Origin of the sequence: Nocardia sp. NPDC057455, from assembly GCF_042802775.1 — a bacterium.
GTDB lineage: Bacteria > Actinomycetota > Actinomycetes > Mycobacteriales > Mycobacteriaceae > Nocardia.
In genome coordinates, this window is record NZ_JBHVDM010000001.1 from 185,098 (window position 1) to 200,319 (window position 15,222).

Here is a 15,222-nt window from a genome sequence, read left to right on the forward strand (position 1 = left end):
TCGATGGCCAGTGCGCCCCGGGTCTGGATGGGAGCACACACAAAATGCCATCGCCTCGACGGAGCCTCATGAAGGCCGCTGCCGATGGACGGCGTCAGTGGTCGGTGATCCAGGTGTCGGTGAACTTTGCCTCCGCGACCAGCATGTCGAGCAGCCGGGCCACGATGGCGGCTTCGATCTTCTTCCCGAACAACGGGATACCGACTTCGGCGGCACCGGCCACGAGCGCCTCCGCCGCGGTGTCGCTCTCGGTGAGCCGGACGGTGCCGCTCACCTGGGCGGGCACACCCTGGACGCGGGCCTCGAAACTGCCGCCCTCGCGGGTGTAGGTCTCGGAGCGGGTAATGACCAAGCCCTCGGGCCGCACCGCGGTGATAGCGTTGGGCAACTCCGCTGCCGGAACGGTCTGCACCATTCGAACGGACAAGCGGTCCTCGGCGGCGTCGAACTCGACGAGCTGCGCGTCGTCCCCGCCGACCTCCTCGATGCGGTCTTTCCAGTACTGCTCGTCGGCCAGCGCCGCACGAAGCGCGTCGGCCGAATGGGTGTAGGTGGCCGTATACGCCAAGGGGGTCGCCATACCGGCACACGCTACCTCTGCCACGCCGTTCGCAGCCGGTGAATCGCCGCCGCCGCCGCGCGGGGATCCCGCTGAATCGCGCTGGGAAACAATAGGTTCGACACCACGCTGCCACCATGTCCGTGGTCCGCCGAGGACGGCGGAGATCGCGATCAGCCGGTGCGGTGATAGCACACGCAGCTTTCGCTATCACTCGAATCCGGAGCCGGTCTGCGGGCGGGCAGGTCGCTCAGATCGGGCAGCCGCCCGTCGCGCCGGAGGGAGGCGCGAAGGAGTCCAGTGCGAATTTGCGGTGATAGCGGACGAGTTTCTCGTATTGCAAGCGGTTGTAGGCCAGCGGAAGGAGTAACAGCCGATCCGGCAGCAGGCGCCAGGCCACTTGCAGCACCCGGACATACACCGCGAACTCGAGGTGGTGCCGCCGCTTCAGCTCGAAGCCGACCATGCCGCGGACACCGGGATGCATGACCTCGGCCGAGCACACCTGGATCACGTGACCGGCCAGAGGGCGAAGCAGTAGCCACAACGGCATGAGCACGGGGCGCACGAGAGACGGTAGCCCGAGGGTGGGCAACGGAAGCCGGGTCAGTCCGGCGAATTGTTCGACGAGGAACGGGTTGGCGGACAGCTCCCGCTCCACCATCGCGTCGTAGTACTCGGTCGCCGACGCCAGGTCCGGGGGCAGCTTGCCCGACCGCGCGGCCAGTTCCAGCCCGGAGAACCCCTCGCGCAGCATCTGATACGCGACTTCCTTCTCCTCCGGGCGCAGCACCGTGCCGGTGCAATAGGTGAAGGTGTTGAGCGCGACGAACATGCCGCTGACGCCCACCCAGATCCACGTCTGCGGGTTCAGGGCGCTGTAGCGGACATCTTGATAGTCGCCGCGGCCTCGGCCGTGCACGTCGCGGTGACGTTGCTTGAGCCATTCGGCCTCGGCCAGCCGGTCGGCCGGGTCGCCCCACATCGCCAGCAAGGCGGAGAAACCGGAACGGACGCCACGATCGGCGAAGTTCGCGGCGAAGCGACCGGTGCGGTCCACGGCGGCGGCGACGGGGACGAGCGCCACTTGATCGAAGGCGGCGCCTGCGAAGACGCCGGCCAGCACGCTGCCGGTATGCCTGCGGAACTCGGCGAGGACATCGGGACGCACCGGGTCCGGCGTCATGGCGCCGGTGATGGACTCGGAAACAACGGGCAGCTCTGTGTGCGTTGCCATGGGTCACCTCTGAACTACGGGTGATAGTGATATAGGGTTAAGACTATCATTCTTGTGGTGCGGCAGGCGAGATATGCTGCGTCCCGAGCCGCGGAAAGTCGGATGGTGGTGACGAGGTGGTGCACCGGCCGGGCGGTAGGCTCCCGCCGATGAGGGCGCACCGAAACGATTCGAGCAAGCCCGCGGTGAGCAACCGGCCGAACAAGGCCCCGAGTGGCGTCGGCCCGGCCGAAGCGCATTCCTCGGCACGTTCGCCGGAACGCGACGTCGAGGACCCGACCGTCGCGGAGTTCCTGGCCGCTGTGGGCGACGCGTGGGCCGACCTCACCGCTTTGGATGCCAAGTCGCGCCGCATCGTCGATGCCGCCCGCGACTGCTTCGCCGAGGTGGGTTTCGAGGAGACGACGATGGTCCGCATCGCCGAGGGGGCGGGCGTCGGCGTGGCCACGGTCTACCGCCGTTTCGGCACCAAGTCCGCCTTGGTGCGGTTTGCGCTCATGGCCGAATCGCAACGTGTCGGCATCATCGTCGCCGAGGCGGTGCAGCGCTCGGCAGGGCCGGTGAGTGCACTGGCGGAGATGTTCTCGGCCTTTGTAAGCGAGGCGAAGGCGCCTCGCCTGCTGACGCACAGCCTGCGCGCCTCCTCGGCGGCCGGAGAGCTCGCCCGTTTCCTCACGGGGGACGAATTCATCGAACAGGGCCGGACATTGGTCTCGCGCTTCATCGTGCACTGGCAGAAGCGCGGCGAACTCGGCGTCTTCGACGCCGAGGTGGTCGCCGAGTTGTTCGTCCGCCTGACGATGTCGTTCATCTCCAATCCGCGTGGCGCGCTGCCGCTCGCCGATGCCGCGGCGGCGAAGGAGTTCGCCCGGCGCTTCCTGGCGCCGCTGTTGTTCCCGCACCCGGGCGGAGGTTAGCCGCCTCGGCGGCGGTCACTGTTTCGGACGCACCCGATAAGCCGCCGATTTCGGTTCCCGTTCCTGCATTCGCTGGATGCATCGGTGGTGCTCGCGGCCAGCAGCGCGGTGGTTCGGACGCCGAGTCGGACTGTGCGACCGAAAGTCCGTGCGCTCTACGCCGTCATCCGCTCGGCCTATCGAGTGCAACACTCGGTTTCGACGCTCCGGAGAAGGGGTGATGCCCGGCGTCGGCATCGGAACCGAACGCGATCCCGACATCGGGCGGAGCCTTCAGGGAAGATGCATCAGGCGCCGGGAAAGGGTGAACAGACGGCGGGCGAGTCCGATGACCGGGATGCCCAGCGGAAGCAGGATGATCGTCACGCACAGCACCGCGCCGACGAGCCACAGCACGGCCGCGACCAGCCCCAGGACCGTGCCGAGCACGGCGGTGAGGATCCCGAGCACTGAACCGAGCAGACCTTGTAGCAGTCGCATGATGACCTTCTGGTGTCCATTCTCCGCTTCTCCGGGTCCGCGCGCACCTGCCGATCTCGACGGGCGGGTGCGAACGGCGCCGTGAGTTCTTCGGCTTCGTCGGCGCCCTGATCCGCTCCGTGCACGGCGCGGTACCGTCCCGGGCATGAGCCGAGCGATCGTGGAGCTGTCCCATCCGGTATCCGACGGCATGCTCACCTATCCGGGCCTGCCGGTCCCGCGTATCACCACGGCTGTGGCGCGGGACCGCTCGCCGCTGATCGACATGGCCTACCACATCGCACGCGTGGACATGGTCGGCCCGACCGGGACCTATATCCATGCGCCCTTCCATTTCCATGCCGAGGGCGCGGACATCGCCGAACTGCCGTTGGAACGGTTGTTCAACGTGCCGATCGTGATGATCCGCGCGCCGGAACTGCGCGCGGTGGGGCCGGATGTGCTCGGCGATCCCGCGCGCTTGTGGGGCAAAGCGGTACTCGTGCACACCGGTTGGTCGGCGGGCTGGGGGTCGTCCGAGTACCGAGGTCCCGCGCATCCGTTCCTGGTCGGTGAGGTCGCCGAGGCGCTGGTCGCCGCCAATGTGGCGCTGGTGGGAATTGATTCCCTCGACATCGACGACACGTCCTTGCCGACCCGGCCGTGCCACCACACCCTGCTCGGTGCGGGAATTCCGATCATCGAGCAGATGACGAATCTGGATTCGGTGCCCGACACAGGCGCCAAGCTGGTCGCTTTGCCTGCGCCGGTGCGCGGGACGGGCTCGTTTCCGCTGCGCGTCGTGGCGTGGACCGAGGGCAGCGCAGTGGGCCACTGAGAGAGCCCATTCTCGATGCGGAATCCGTGACCGACCCGCGCTGCGCAGTCGGATCGACTTCTACCGCCCAATGTTTCGCGGCCGGAACGGCGGGACCGCCAGATCGTCACCGAAGATATCCGGGAGGTCGCGTTCTACGCTGTCGGGGAATCGGGCGGGCCGTTTCTCCAGAAAGGCCGTCACGCCTTCCCTGGCGTCGGCGGCGGCCCCCCGGTGGTAGATACCGCGGGATTCGATGCGGTGGGCGATCATCGGATGGTCGGCTCCGAGATTGCGCCACAGCATCTGCCGGGAGAGTGCCACCGACACGGGCGCGGAATGCTCGGTAACCCGGCGGGCGAGCGCACGAGCCTCGTCCAGCAGTGTGTCCGCGGGATGCAGCGCGGAGAACAATCCGGCCTCGAGTGCTTCACCCGCCTCGACGAGACGGCCCGAGTACACCCAGTCCAACGCGGTCTGCATCGGCACCAGGCGGGGCAAAAACCAACTGGAGCAGGACTCGGGAACAATGCCGCGGCGATTGAAGACGAACCCGATCCGGGCGTTGTCTACCGCGATCCGGAAGTCCGCCGCGAGCGTCATGGTGATGCCCACGCCGACGGCGGGGCCGTTGACGGCGGCGATGACGGGCTTATGGGATTCGAACATGCGCAGGACGACTTCGCCGCCGGTGTCCCGGAAGGATTCCGCGGCGCCCGCATCGCCCGCGACGAAGGTCTCCGCACCCGCCGACAGGTCCGCGCCCGCGCAGAAGGCGCGTCCGGCCCCCGTGATGATCACCGCTCGGACCCGATCGTCGCGGTCGCAGGTGTCGAAGGCTTCGATCAACTCGGTGCCCATCGCGGTGGTGAACGCGTTGAGCTGCTGCGGTCGGTCGAGCGTGATGGTGGCAATGGCGTCGGAGACGTCCAGGCGAATATCGGCCATGCCGGACAGCTTGCCATCCCGTCGATATCCCTGCTCCTGCTGAGGGTTCGCGCCGCCCCAGGCGGTCTTTTCGTCGATTCGAAGGAGAATGGCTGTTTACTTATTGCTGCCTGGGCGGTTAGCCTGTCGGCCTGTGTCGATTGGTCACGGCACCTGGCTCCCCGCCCCGGGGCGGGGAGCGGAAACCAGTCGGCCGGCGTTTCGCGCCGTTGTTCGGCAACCGGGAGAAGAGGAGTGGGATGGAGATCAGCAAAGCGGTCGCGGCGGTGACCGGTGGTGCGTCGGGACTCGGCTTGGCGACCGTGCGAGAACTGCACGGCAAGGGCGCGAAGGTCGTGATCATCGACCTGCCGTCGTCCTCCGGTGAGGCCGTCGCCAAGGAGCTCGGCGACGGCGCGGTCTTCGCCGCGGCCGACGTCACGAACGAGGAGCAGGTCACGGCCGCCCTCGATGCCGCGCAAGAGCTGGGCGACCTGCGCATCGCGGTGAACTGCGCGGGCATCGGCAATGCCATCAAAACCGTGGGCAAGAACGGGGCGTTCCCGTTGGCGGACTTCACCAAGGTGATCAACGTCAACCTGATCGGTACCTTCAACGTGATCCGGCTGGCCGCCGAACGAATCGCCGAGACCGATCCGGTGGGCGAGGAGCGCGGTGTCATCATCAATACCGCGTCGGTAGCGGCGTTCGACGGCCAGATCGGGCAGGCGGCCTACTCGGCGTCCAAGGGTGGGATCGTGGGCCTGACCTTGCCGGTTGCGCGCGACCTCGCGGCGATCAAGATCCGTGTGGTGACCATCGCGCCGGGGCTGTTCCACACTCCGCTGTTCGCCACGCTGCCCGACGAGGCCATCGCATCCCTGGGCGCCCAGGTGCCGCACCCCTCGCGACTCGGTGACCCCGCCGAGTACGCCGCGCTCGCGTGGCACATCGTGGAGAACCCGATGCTCAACGGAGAGACCATCCGTCTCGATGGCGCCATCCGGATGGGGCCGCGCTGAATAGTCGCGGAAGTAGGTGAACCGGTGCGCGTGTCGGAGATGTCCGATACTCGCACCGCTCACGCTGCGCGCTGCCACTGCGCCGTCGCCCAGGGGCGGTGCACCACAACGGTCGGCGGCCTCGTCCGGTAGGCCGCCCCCTGCGAACTCGCGCGGACATCGACAACGCCGTCGCTCCGCCGGCTCTTGAGGGAGGCGGGGTGCGGCTACATCCCCGGGTCGGTCACCGGACCCGTCGCGGGCCAGGGGATATACGGATACCGACGACGGTGATGATCGTGACGACCAAAACCGTCATCAGCCTCATGAGGTTCCACGCGTCCGGGTCGCGGGGCGGTTCGGCGGCTCGAATGTCCTTTCCCCGTTGACGGGTGGGCGGGGACGAGGGCAGCGCGGGGAGGGGGCGCTCGGCCTGGAACGGTGTCTGCGCGGTGATCGCGACCGGTGACGGAATTATGCCGAATTCGGGGGCGGGCGGGCCGAGTTGGAGAGGGCTCATGGGCACCGGCGGCGGGGTGGGAAGCAGTAGCAAGCAAGTCAGCAGAGCGCTGCCGGAGAAGGCGCTACCCGCGGCGGCGCTGCCCAGGGCCGATCCGCTCGACCCCGGGCCGATGAGGCTCGACCCCGGGCCGATCAGGCTGGATCCGAGCGAGCCGAAGCCGCTGCCGGTCGCGAGCCCGAGTAGGAGCAACGCGCTGCCCGTCACGGCGCTGCCGGTACATGCCTGCTGGACGCTGCCCGTGGCCGATTCCAGCGTCTCGGCCGGGATACCTGCCACGCCATCCGGGTGGGGCGCCGTGTCCGCTGTGCGGGTCGCCCCTTCGTCGGGTTCCCCACGGCCGGTGGCGAGGAGGCCGCCGAGAGCATCACCTGTCGCGGCGCTGCCGGTCGCTGGATGACCGGCACTGCCGGACGGCAGCCGAACCGGGCCGAGAGCCAGAGACCCGCCGTTGGTCGCGCCCTCGGCATCGAAACCCGAGGCGCTACCGGACGACGGGGCGCCGGCACCGGTGCTCGAACCCCTGCCTGCGAAGGTGCTCATCGGGTCGGAGCCGGTGGCTGCCTCCGAACTCCCCGTCGCGAGGTCGCCGAGGGGCAGCCACGGCAAGGGCTCCGCTGCTGCTCGCATCGGTGGGGCCGCGAGTGCCGCAATGGTCAGCGGCAGCATCGCGGTGGCCAATCCTCGTGCCCACTGTTGTGTTCGAGTTGCCTCACGGTTGCGTCGCATGTGCAGTCGCCTCGTCGTAGTCGAAACCGGGCCGGAAGGTCAGGTGGTGTGCTGATACCGGGACAGAGCGAGTTCAAAGGCTTCCTTCGGGACCACGTTCCCGCCGGAGAACGGCTCGTCGAGGTTGTAGATCGCACGGATCACCACACCGACGATCGCGCCGAGCAGTGCGGTGGTCACGACACTGCGCTTGGTGACCTGCACGCCGGAGAGGACCACACTGAACAGCAGGAGCACCGTGCAGATCCACATGGCCAGATAGAGGAAGCCGGGAACCCGGTAACCGGCGTCCAGCGCTCGATCGGCGCGGGCTTGGGCCACCGCGTCGAGGCTGGTCAGCGCGCTGGTACGAAGCGTGTCGACCTCGGCGTCCGCGGTGTCCACCTCGGCCACCGCGTCGCGCAGGGTGTCGAGGGTGTCCTGGGTGGATTGATTGAGATGACCGTCGTCGGCCATGACGGTCCATTCGTCGGTGAGGACCTGCTCGGTGTAATCGCGCACCAGGCCCTGGATTCGGGTGTGGTCGGGCTCGGGCATTCCGTGTGCGGCCCAGTAGGTATCGATGAGCGCCTTGGCTTCGGCGATCGTGTGATTGCGCGCGTTGTCGTACTGCTGCCAGGCGATCACCACGATGAACGCCACCACCGCCATGAAGATCGTGTTGATCAGGTTGAGCACCAGTGCGCCGACCGTGTCGTCGTCGGTCTGCCGCCACGTCTTCGGATGCAGGCGATCCCCGGCCACGAAGACGACCACCGCCACGAGCGCGGTGAGAGCCGGCACGAGAAGCTCGAAGGCCATACGGGGACTCCGTTCTGTCTGAGAGGTTCTCGCGACCGGCGCGTCGGGTTGTACCGCAGGTCCTGCCGCACTACATGTCGATGCGTAAAGGTGTCTTCCAGCGCTGCCGTTTCCAGCACTGCCGGCGAGCCGCATCCGGTTCGGAGATCGCGCGGATCCTCGGTCGTGCTGCGGCGGTGGAAAAATCACGAGCGGATCGTCTCGCGGCTGAACGGGCACTCAGTCCTGCGGATCGGACCTGGCGACCCCGCGCACTCGTCGAGACGCACAAGGGGTATCGGTCAGGAGACGAGCCGAAGCCGGCTCGACCCGAGCATTTCGATGGTCATGCGAAGCTCTCACCCCCGAGATGGACACCGAGACCATCGACGACGGAGCCGTCGAGAGTCTGCGTTCGTTCGGATCAGATCAGTGGTGCACAGCAAATCGATTCGCGACACGGTGCCCGTACGAACCAGGCGTCGTGGGAAAGCTCCGACCAGCACGTGATTCTGGTCGACACCGATGGTAGACCGCGAATCCATCTGCGTGTGGCGAAATTTCGGAGATAGGTGGGGCGGTACGGATGTTCGGGCGGTCCCCGCGCTTCGCCATAGCGTGGCAACATCAGGGGTGCGCGATCGGAGTGCGTCCGTGTACGCTTACACAGCTACCGATCGGCGTAACGGGATTGCCCTGGGCCGCGAAACCCGCGTCCAGACAACAGAAGAGCCACAGATGACCAGATACGCGCATTATGTCGGCACCCTGCCTGCCGAACTGATGACGGGTGATCGTGCCGTCATAGAATGGTTTGCCGACCACAGTGAAGGACGGCCGGTTACGGCGGTGCCTTGCGACCTCGATCCGGACTGGATCTTCGACTACCTTCGCACGCGCAAGCAGCACGCCGACGTCTTGGAGATCGTCCGGGCGGGGGAGTACACCGACTACAGCGATTTCCCCAGCTATGGTGTGCGGCCCGGGTGCACGCTGGAGCCGCGGCACGTCTCGATGGACCGGGTCGAGCGCATCGGCCGGGTCGTGGACGCGTTCGAGGCGCTGCGCCGCGACCGGCCGGAGCTGGCCGCGACGAAAGTGCAGATCAGTCAACCGAACCCGCTGGACCTCGCGATGTTCGTCTTCGCGGGAGCGGCGGTCTCCGCCGGGCTCCCGGTCGGACCGGCTGTGCGGCGCTCCGGGCTCGTGGTGGCCGCGCTCCGGCAGCTACCGGTGTTCACCGAAGCGGTGTTGCAGGAGATGACCGAGGTGGTCGAGCGGTACGGCGACCGCGTCGTCTTTCAGCTGGAGTCACCCATGGCGCTGCTGAGCATGGTCAAAGCCGAGCAACTACGTTCGCAGTGGGTGCTCGGGCCGATCATCGCGGGGCAGCTCGCCGGTTTTCTCGGGCGGATGCACGAGATCGGAGCAGAGGCGATCGTGCACCTGTGCTACGGCGACTATCAGCACAAGAGCCTGCTGACGCCGCGCAGTCTCACCCCTGCGGTGAAGTTGCTGGGGCACACCGCGCGGCTGCTGAACAAGCAGGAGATTCCACTACCCCCGGTGCATATCCCGTGCGCCTATGGTGCCGAACCGGCGCCGCTGGATCCGCGGTTCTACGCACCGCTGCGCAAGCTCGACGCCGAGTGGCGAGTGATCGCCGGTGTCGTCTCCCCGGACTCCCGCGATGACAGCGCCCGCGCGCTCGCTCTCTTCGAACAAGCGGCCGGACGCCCGGCCTATGGTGTCGCCACCGCCTGCGGACTCGGCCGATGCACCGTCGACAGCGCACGGCAGGCGGTTGCCACCACGGTCTCGCTGACCGGCGTAGGTGACGAACGCGAACGGTGATCCGCGCCGCGGCGGCCTGCGGCCGCGCGCGGCGTGCCACACCCTCCGCGCGCCGAGGACGAGTTCGAGCGGGCCCGCGACCACTGTGCGGTCGGCCACCGACCAGCGCCTCCGGCCGGCTGTCACGGTCGAATGCGCCGAATTGCGTTGTCGTGAACGCGCTCTCGTGCGTTTGTCGGCGCCGCCTTCGTCAGCGCCACGATCGGAGCGTTGCTATGTTGCTAGCGTAAGCGGGTCGCCGAGCTCTGGATGACAGGAATCGGCAGGCACGTGCACCCGCTCACTGACCACGTTCGTCGAATTGCTGTTCCATTACCTGGAGTCACGTTCTTGACCACACCACAGTCCCCGATGGCCGCGCCGCACACCACTGGAACCGGAGCGTGCCCCGTCCAGCACGGATCCCCGACGGAGACGGACGCTGCGCGCGTCGAGATGTTCACCAAAGAGTTCGTCGCGGACCCGCATCGCGCATACCGGGAGATGCGACGTATGCACGGCTCGCTGGTTCCGATCGAACTTGCGCCCGGCGTGCCCGCCACTCTGGTGATCGGCTACCAGACCGCGGTGCGCATCCTGAGCGATCCGGACCATTTCCCCGCCGATCCCCGCACGTGGCAGAAGACCATCCCCTCGGACTCGCCCGTCCGGCCGATGATGGAGTGGTATCCGGCTGCGCGGTACAACACCGGCCTCGCACACGACCGCTATCGGCATGCCTCCGTCGACGCCATCGACGGGATCGATTTGTTCGACGTGCCGACTACGGTCGAGAAGATCGCTGTCCCGCTGATCAATTCCTTCTGCGAAGCCGGATCCGCCGACCTGGTGAGCCAATACGCGTTTCCGCTCGTTCTCGACGTCCTCAACGCGATGGTCGGTTGCCCGGCCGAGATCGGCGAGCGGGTCGCGACCGGTATGGCCGCGCGCTTCGACACGGTCCGGGGGCCCGAGGGCATGAAGATGCTCAAGGAAGCGTTGATGCAGCTCATCCGGCTCAAGCGCCGGGAGCCCGGCGACGACGTGACCTCGCGGCTGGCGCATCACACGACCGATCTCGACGATATCGAGATCTTCGCCCAGCTCATGAGCTTCTACGGGGCCGGTTTCGAAGCGCAGCGCAATCTGATCACCAACGCCGTGCTGCTGATGATCACCGACGACCGGTTCCGCTTCGGCGACGTCCTCGGGCGCAACCTTTCCACGACCGACGCATTGGACGAGGTCTTGTTCAACGACCCGCCGATGGCGAACTTCTGCACGACGTATCCGCGACAGCCGATCATGGTCGATGGAGTCTGGTTGCCCGCGGACCAGCCGGTCGTCATCAGCCTCGCCGGCTGCAACAACGATCCCGAGATCCGCGGGACCGACGAACCCGGCGGTAGCCGGATCGGCAACCGTTCTCATCTGGCCTGGAGTGCGGGCCCGCATGCTTGTCCGGCCAAATCCGTCGCGTACATGACGGTGCAGAACGCCATCGATCAGCTGTTCGATGCCCTGCCCGAGATCCAGTTGGCCAGGCCCAAGAACGAACTGCAATGGCGGCCGGGCCCGTTCCACCGGGCTCTGACGGCGTTGCCGGTCGTCTTCCCCAAGTCCGCGCCGGTGCGCCTCGGATAGAACGGGTCGCGGCTCGCCATCGAGCCGGCCGACAGCGCGTGCGGCAACCACGATGTCCCCGCACTGTTTCGGGTTCATACTGGTGCGACGGCGGAAGCGGTTGACGTGCCGGGCGGGTGTCGTCGGCACGGCGGGTGCGGACGTCGGTGTGTGGATGCTCGTCGGCACAGGGGCGGGACGGTACAGCAGCGGTGGTCAGCGGAATGGGCGACAGCGAGTTGTACGCTCGCGTCCGGGAAGAGGAATCCGCGTCGTTCCGCTCGGCGGGCGGTAACGCCGTTCGATTCGTGGCGTCGTTGGCGGCTATGGTCGTGGTTTGGGCTCGTGGGCCGCAGTTGCTGGCGGTATGGGTCCCCGGAGTGGAATTGTCGACGTGGCGGCAGCTGGTATTGTTTCCACTGGCGGTGCTGGGGGTGGGGGCATTCGCCGCTGGTGCGGAGACGGTCTCCGACGCATCGCAGGGACTGCGGGCCAGAACGATTCGGCGGCGCGTCGACCGCGATCCCGATCGGATCGCCATGCTGGTGCCGCCACTGGAGACGCACCGGGCCACGAAACAGCAGGTCCGCGGCCATGGCACGGTAACGGTGCGGCGATTGCTCTGGATCGCGGTACCGGTCGCGTTGTTCGTCGGGGTGCTGACAGCCGGGGTGACGGTGGAGGAACCCGACGGGACGCAGCGTCCCGCGCCGGAACTCGAGCCGGCCGTCCTCGGCCTCGCGTTCCTGTCAGCAGCCGCGCTGCTGGTGTCGGTGGTGCTGCGGTTGCGGCGATGGAGTGCGAGCCGAACGGTCGAGAAATGGTCCGAAGACCCTGCCTACAGCGCCCGGATCAGTCGGATCGGCCCGGATCCGACCTGGTCGCGGGCAACCGAGATTCCGGCACTCACCGTGAAGTTCACCGCCCCGCCGCGCGGTCAGGAACTACTTCGGCAAGTCTCGCCACAGTCCAACGTGATCGGGGCGAAACCGGTCCGGATCGCCTATCTTCGTCTGTTCGACAATCGAGCGCGCGCAAAAGAGTTCCTGCGTGGCGCTTGGCGCGAGTTCGGATATGTGCATCTTTTGCGCAGCGCAGCGTCGGTGAGCCCGGAAGAGGTCCGGAAAGCGCGCAGGAACAATGCCTTTCGCACCATGTTCGTAGCGTCACCGCGCATGTTGCGCGAGGAACTGGCGAAACACTCGGCCGACCCGTTGCCGCCGGGGCGCAGGCGGTTGCTGGGGGTGACCGATCTGGCGGTCAGGGTTCGCGATCCCGCGGGCAGCTACCCGGTGCGTTCGCTCCTCTGTCACGTCAGCTTCTGGCAGACGGCGGTGGACATGCTGCTGTCCCGGGTCGACTACGTTGTGCTGGACCTGGCCGGATACGTGCCCGCCAACGCCGGAACGCGCTTCGAATTGCAGCGCGTGATCGACCGCTTTCCCATCGCCAGGGTGATCTTCATCTGCGACAATCAGAGCGACCGGGCGTTCCTGCGAGCGCAGGTGCTCCACCACTGGTCTCGGATGGACGGTCGCTCACCGAATTCCGGCGCTGCCGCGCGGACTGCTCGCATCGCCGTGACCGACGGGCATCGGGCCACCACCCGGTATCTGATGGCAGATCTACAGGGTCGACATGGATGACGCCGCATCTTTCGCGGGACATGGCCTGTAGCTGCAAAATCCGCAATTCCCGAAGAGCGGAAGGATTCGAGCAGCACCGGCTGCCTGTTCCCCCGGCTCCGGACTGACGGTGGTAGCGGCTGCGTGCGCGGTGTCCACCGTCCACGTCGGCTCTTCGCGTACCGGTAGCGCGGCCGGCCTGACCGCGATGTTTCAGTCCAAACCCTCGGTGTCCTACGCGGCCGCTCGGGCGAGTCCTGGTAGAAGGGTCGCGCGCTCGTCGAATCGGTGAACACGGCGACCTGGATGTACGCGGTGCAGGGTGCGCCGTTCGTCGGGACGCTGGCCCCGGCCGATGCCGATCAGCGCATCGTGCTGCCGGCCAAACCATCTCGGGGCTCGCGCTGCGGCCGGCCACCGCGCCTGCCATCACCGATCGCGTGCGCCGGCTGCGTTCGGCGCCGTTCGACCAACGGCGCCGCGTCTATCTGGACGATCGCATCAGCGAACAACAACGGTGGTACGCCACCGAATTCAGCTATCACCAGCGTCGATCGCAGGTATACGGCACGCGGTCACGTTTTTGAGGTGACCGGTGCGCCGGCGAGTGCGTTCAACGCGGTCGTTTTCGACCTCGCAGGCATTTCGCGGCCGCCATCGCTGGTCTGGCCGCTTGGTCCTCGCCCCGCAGGCACAGTACCGGCGCCGCTGCCTGAGCCGTAATCTCGATAGAACTGAGCAGCTTCGCCGAAGTCGTGGAACAGAACAACACCGAAGCAGCCTGGGCGGACATCGTATCGGACGCCGAAAAAGCGATCAGCCGCGAAGATATCCTCTGGCGAGCGTCGCACGGCGAATAACATGCGCGACCGACTGCGGTCTTTTCTCGGACGTCCGATGGTCCGGCGTGGCTGCCGGATTTGACCGGGGAAAGTGCTTACCATGATCACGCTGTGTGACGTGGCGGCGTCGCATGGCGAACGGGGAAGCGGCCCGTCCGGCGGAAGCGTGACGCCGGGCGGGCCGTTGCATTCGGTCTGTCCGTGCCGGATCCGAGCGAGGGAGGCGAGGGGCGAGCCCGGTTGTGCGGTCGTGTTTGTCGTCGGTGGGGGGCGGGTAGGCAACGACGAATGGCGTAGGTAGGAGGCCGGAGTATGACATCGAACAATGCCGTCGGACAATTGCGCAGCGTCGTGCTGGACTGCCCCGCACCGCGAAAACTCGCCGATTTCTACCGGGAGCTGCTCGGAGGCGAGTTGCTCGCGGATGATGACGACGATTGGGTGGTGCTGGTCGATGCCTCGGGCAGACGCATCGCGTTTCAGACAGCGCCGCAGTACAAACCGCCACGTTTCCCCGACCCCGAGGGATCCCAGCAGATTCATTTCGACGTATTGGTGGACGATATCGAGCAGGCCGAACCCGCGGCGCTCGCTTTGGGCGCGACACTCGTCCAAGGCGAAACCGGCGGAGCGTTCCGTGTTTACGCCGACCCGGTGGGGCACACGTTCTGTCTGATATGGCTTTCGGACGAGTAAGGCCGGGGGATCGGAGTGCGGCAGGCCGGGCACACTGCCCGGCCTGTCACTTGCGCGACGATCCGATATGCGACGAATGTCGTGTCCGGTGACCGGCGGCGTCGTTGCGACCGCCGGCCGATCAACTCCGGACCCCACCCTTCATTCGGGTGGGGCCGGTCGACGGATGTCATCGGCCACCGAACCGCCCGCGACGTCGGCCGCGACGCCGATCTCCTCCTCGTAGCTACGGTCGGCGGGCACGCCCTCTCCGTCGGAGGTGATGTCTTCGAGCTTCCGGTCGTCGTCGAGTTTCCCGGCTTCCTCCGTCTCCGGAACTCGGCTCGGATCGATGTCGGGCTCCTCCTCGGCGAGCCGGTCGCCGATCGGTCGCGGATGAGCTTGCTCCCACGGCGTCACGCCGTACTTCGTGACGCCGCTCCAGTGCTCCGGCGGGTCCATTCCGGCCTCGAGCGGGTCGGAACGCAGTCGGTCCTCATCGAGATCCTCGGCGCTGTTGAGCGCCGCCGGATCGGATTCGACGGAGTCGGGCGCACCCGTGTCTTGCGGCGGGTCGTAGGTCTCGTTCTGTTCGGTCATCACTGCCTCCTCTCCTGCATTCAGCGACTTCCCGGAACTGCCGACAGCAAACCCCCGGAGCAGGCTCGGATAGCGCCG

At 67.0% G+C, this 15,222-nt stretch carries 14 protein-coding genes and 1 pseudogene; 8 read left to right on the forward strand and 7 right to left on the reverse strand.

Annotation, left to right across the window (positions count from 1 at the left end; translation table 11 throughout):
* Window positions 1-94: 94 nt before the first annotated feature.
* Both ACFU5M_RS00850 and ACFU5M_RS00855 read right to left on the reverse strand, forming a co-directional pair.
* Window positions 95-580: a DUF2505 domain-containing protein gene (locus tag ACFU5M_RS00850; protein WP_379041756.1), complete on the reverse strand. Its 486-nt coding sequence runs from the start codon at window positions 578-580 to the stop codon at window positions 95-97.
* 229 nt (window positions 581-809) lie between these two features.
* Window positions 810-1,796 (reverse strand): oxygenase MpaB family protein, encoded by a 987-nt coding sequence (locus tag ACFU5M_RS00855; protein ID WP_379041758.1) that lies wholly within the window; start codon window positions 1,794-1,796, stop codon window positions 810-812.
* A 149-nt stretch (window positions 1,797-1,945) separates the two neighbouring features.
* Here ACFU5M_RS00855 and ACFU5M_RS00860 point away from each other — a divergent pair, with 149 nt between their 5' ends.
* Window positions 1,946-2,713, forward strand: a complete 768-nt coding sequence (locus ACFU5M_RS00860; RefSeq protein ID WP_379041760.1) for a TetR/AcrR family transcriptional regulator — start codon at window positions 1,946-1,948, stop codon at window positions 2,711-2,713.
* Window positions 2,714-2,986: 273 nt separating this feature from the next.
* Here ACFU5M_RS00860 and ACFU5M_RS00865 read toward each other — a convergent pair whose 3' ends face one another.
* Window positions 2,987-3,193, reverse strand: coding sequence for a hypothetical protein (locus ACFU5M_RS00865; RefSeq protein ID WP_379041762.1), 207 nt, complete (start codon window positions 3,191-3,193; stop codon window positions 2,987-2,989).
* A gap of 145 nt (window positions 3,194-3,338) precedes the next feature.
* Between ACFU5M_RS00865 and ACFU5M_RS00870 the strand changes: the two genes are divergently transcribed.
* On the forward strand, window positions 3,339-4,010 hold the full coding sequence (locus ACFU5M_RS00870) for a cyclase family protein (protein WP_379041764.1): 672 nt from the start codon (window positions 3,339-3,341) through the stop codon (window positions 4,008-4,010).
* Window positions 4,011-4,070: 60 nt separating this feature from the next.
* Here ACFU5M_RS00870 and ACFU5M_RS00875 read toward each other — a convergent pair whose 3' ends face one another.
* Window positions 4,071-4,937 (reverse strand): crotonase/enoyl-CoA hydratase family protein, encoded by an 867-nt coding sequence (locus ACFU5M_RS00875; protein ID WP_379041766.1) that lies wholly within the window; start codon window positions 4,935-4,937, stop codon window positions 4,071-4,073.
* 239 nt (window positions 4,938-5,176) lie between these two features.
* Between ACFU5M_RS00875 and ACFU5M_RS00880 the strand changes: the two genes are divergently transcribed.
* Complete coding sequence (locus ACFU5M_RS00880) at window positions 5,177-5,938, forward strand: 3-hydroxyacyl-CoA dehydrogenase (protein WP_379041768.1); 762 nt, start codon at window positions 5,177-5,179, stop codon at window positions 5,936-5,938.
* A 223-nt stretch (window positions 5,939-6,161) separates the two neighbouring features.
* On the opposite strand, the gene ACFU5M_RS00885 is transcribed toward ACFU5M_RS00880, so the two are convergent.
* Together ACFU5M_RS00885 and ACFU5M_RS00890 are read right to left on the reverse strand one after the other, a co-directional pair.
* Window positions 6,162-7,166 (reverse strand): hypothetical protein, encoded by a 1,005-nt coding sequence (locus ACFU5M_RS00885; protein WP_379041770.1) that lies wholly within the window; start codon window positions 7,164-7,166, stop codon window positions 6,162-6,164.
* A gap of 39 nt (window positions 7,167-7,205) precedes the next feature.
* On the reverse strand, window positions 7,206-7,967 hold the full coding sequence (locus tag ACFU5M_RS00890) for a DUF4239 domain-containing protein (RefSeq protein ID WP_379041772.1): 762 nt from the start codon (window positions 7,965-7,967) through the stop codon (window positions 7,206-7,208).
* A 717-nt stretch (window positions 7,968-8,684) separates the two neighbouring features.
* Between ACFU5M_RS00890 and ACFU5M_RS00895 the strand changes: the two genes are divergently transcribed.
* From ACFU5M_RS00895 to ACFU5M_RS00915, 5 genes and pseudogenes are all read left to right on the forward strand, one after another.
* The gene (locus ACFU5M_RS00895) at window positions 8,685-9,800 is read left to right on the forward strand and encodes a hypothetical protein (RefSeq protein WP_379041774.1); all 1,116 of its coding nucleotides are present in this window, start codon (window positions 8,685-8,687) and stop codon (window positions 9,798-9,800) included.
* Between the two features lie 351 nt (window positions 9,801-10,151).
* Entirely contained in the window at window positions 10,152-11,423 is a 1,272-nt protein-coding gene (locus ACFU5M_RS00900; RefSeq protein WP_379041889.1) for a cytochrome P450, read from the forward strand.
* A 203-nt stretch (window positions 11,424-11,626) separates the two neighbouring features.
* Window positions 11,627-13,048 carry a hypothetical protein gene (locus ACFU5M_RS00905; RefSeq protein ID WP_379041776.1) on the forward strand — a complete coding sequence of 474 codons (1,422 nt, stop codon included), beginning with the start codon at window positions 11,627-11,629 and terminating at the stop codon, window positions 13,046-13,048.
* A 255-nt stretch (window positions 13,049-13,303) separates the two neighbouring features.
* Window positions 13,304-13,750, forward strand: a pseudogene (locus ACFU5M_RS00910) (hypothetical protein); the annotation flags it as partial.
* A 431-nt stretch (window positions 13,751-14,181) separates the two neighbouring features.
* Window positions 14,182-14,565, forward strand: coding sequence for a VOC family protein (locus ACFU5M_RS00915; protein WP_379041778.1), 384 nt, complete (start codon window positions 14,182-14,184; stop codon window positions 14,563-14,565).
* 141 nt (window positions 14,566-14,706) lie between these two features.
* Here ACFU5M_RS00915 and ACFU5M_RS00920 read toward each other — a convergent pair whose 3' ends face one another.
* Window positions 14,707-15,144, reverse strand: coding sequence for a hypothetical protein (locus ACFU5M_RS00920; RefSeq protein ID WP_379041780.1), 438 nt, complete (start codon window positions 15,142-15,144; stop codon window positions 14,707-14,709).
* Between the last annotated feature and the right edge of the window lie 78 nt (window positions 15,145-15,222).

Bases quoted from the DNA above. Each gene is read 5' to 3' on its own strand.
- ACFU5M_RS00865 (WP_379041762.1), bottom strand. From the start codon at position 3,193: ATGCGACTGCTACAAGGTCTGCTCGGTTCAGTGCTCGGGATCCTCACC.
- ACFU5M_RS00870 (WP_379041764.1), top strand. From the start codon at position 3,339: ATGAGCCGAGCGATCGTGGAGCTGTCCCATCCGGTATCCGACGGCATG.
- ACFU5M_RS00900 (WP_379041889.1), top strand. From the start codon at position 10,152: ATGGCCGCGCCGCACACCACTGGAACCGGAGCGTGCCCCGTCCAGCAC.
- ACFU5M_RS00875 (WP_379041766.1), bottom strand. From the start codon at position 4,937: ATGGCCGATATTCGCCTGGACGTCTCCGACGCCATTGCCACCATCACG.
- ACFU5M_RS00890 (WP_379041772.1), bottom strand. From the start codon at position 7,967: ATGGCCTTCGAGCTTCTCGTGCCGGCTCTCACCGCGCTCGTGGCGGTG.
- ACFU5M_RS00915 (WP_379041778.1), top strand. From the start codon at position 14,182: ATGACATCGAACAATGCCGTCGGACAATTGCGCAGCGTCGTGCTGGAC.
- ACFU5M_RS00850 (WP_379041756.1), bottom strand. From the start codon at position 580: ATGGCGACCCCCTTGGCGTATACGGCCACCTACACCCATTCGGCCGAC.
- ACFU5M_RS00920 (WP_379041780.1), bottom strand. From the start codon at position 15,144: ATGACCGAACAGAACGAGACCTACGACCCGCCGCAAGACACGGGTGCG.
- ACFU5M_RS00880 (WP_379041768.1), top strand. From the start codon at position 5,177: ATGGAGATCAGCAAAGCGGTCGCGGCGGTGACCGGTGGTGCGTCGGGA.
- ACFU5M_RS00855 (WP_379041758.1), bottom strand. From the start codon at position 1,796: ATGGCAACGCACACAGAGCTGCCCGTTGTTTCCGAGTCCATCACCGGC.
- ACFU5M_RS00895 (WP_379041774.1), top strand. From the start codon at position 8,685: ATGACCAGATACGCGCATTATGTCGGCACCCTGCCTGCCGAACTGATG.
- ACFU5M_RS00885 (WP_379041770.1), bottom strand. From the start codon at position 7,166: ATGCGACGCAACCGTGAGGCAACTCGAACACAACAGTGGGCACGAGGA.
- ACFU5M_RS00860 (WP_379041760.1), top strand. From the start codon at position 1,946: ATGAGGGCGCACCGAAACGATTCGAGCAAGCCCGCGGTGAGCAACCGG.
- ACFU5M_RS00905 (WP_379041776.1), top strand. From the start codon at position 11,627: ATGGGCGACAGCGAGTTGTACGCTCGCGTCCGGGAAGAGGAATCCGCG.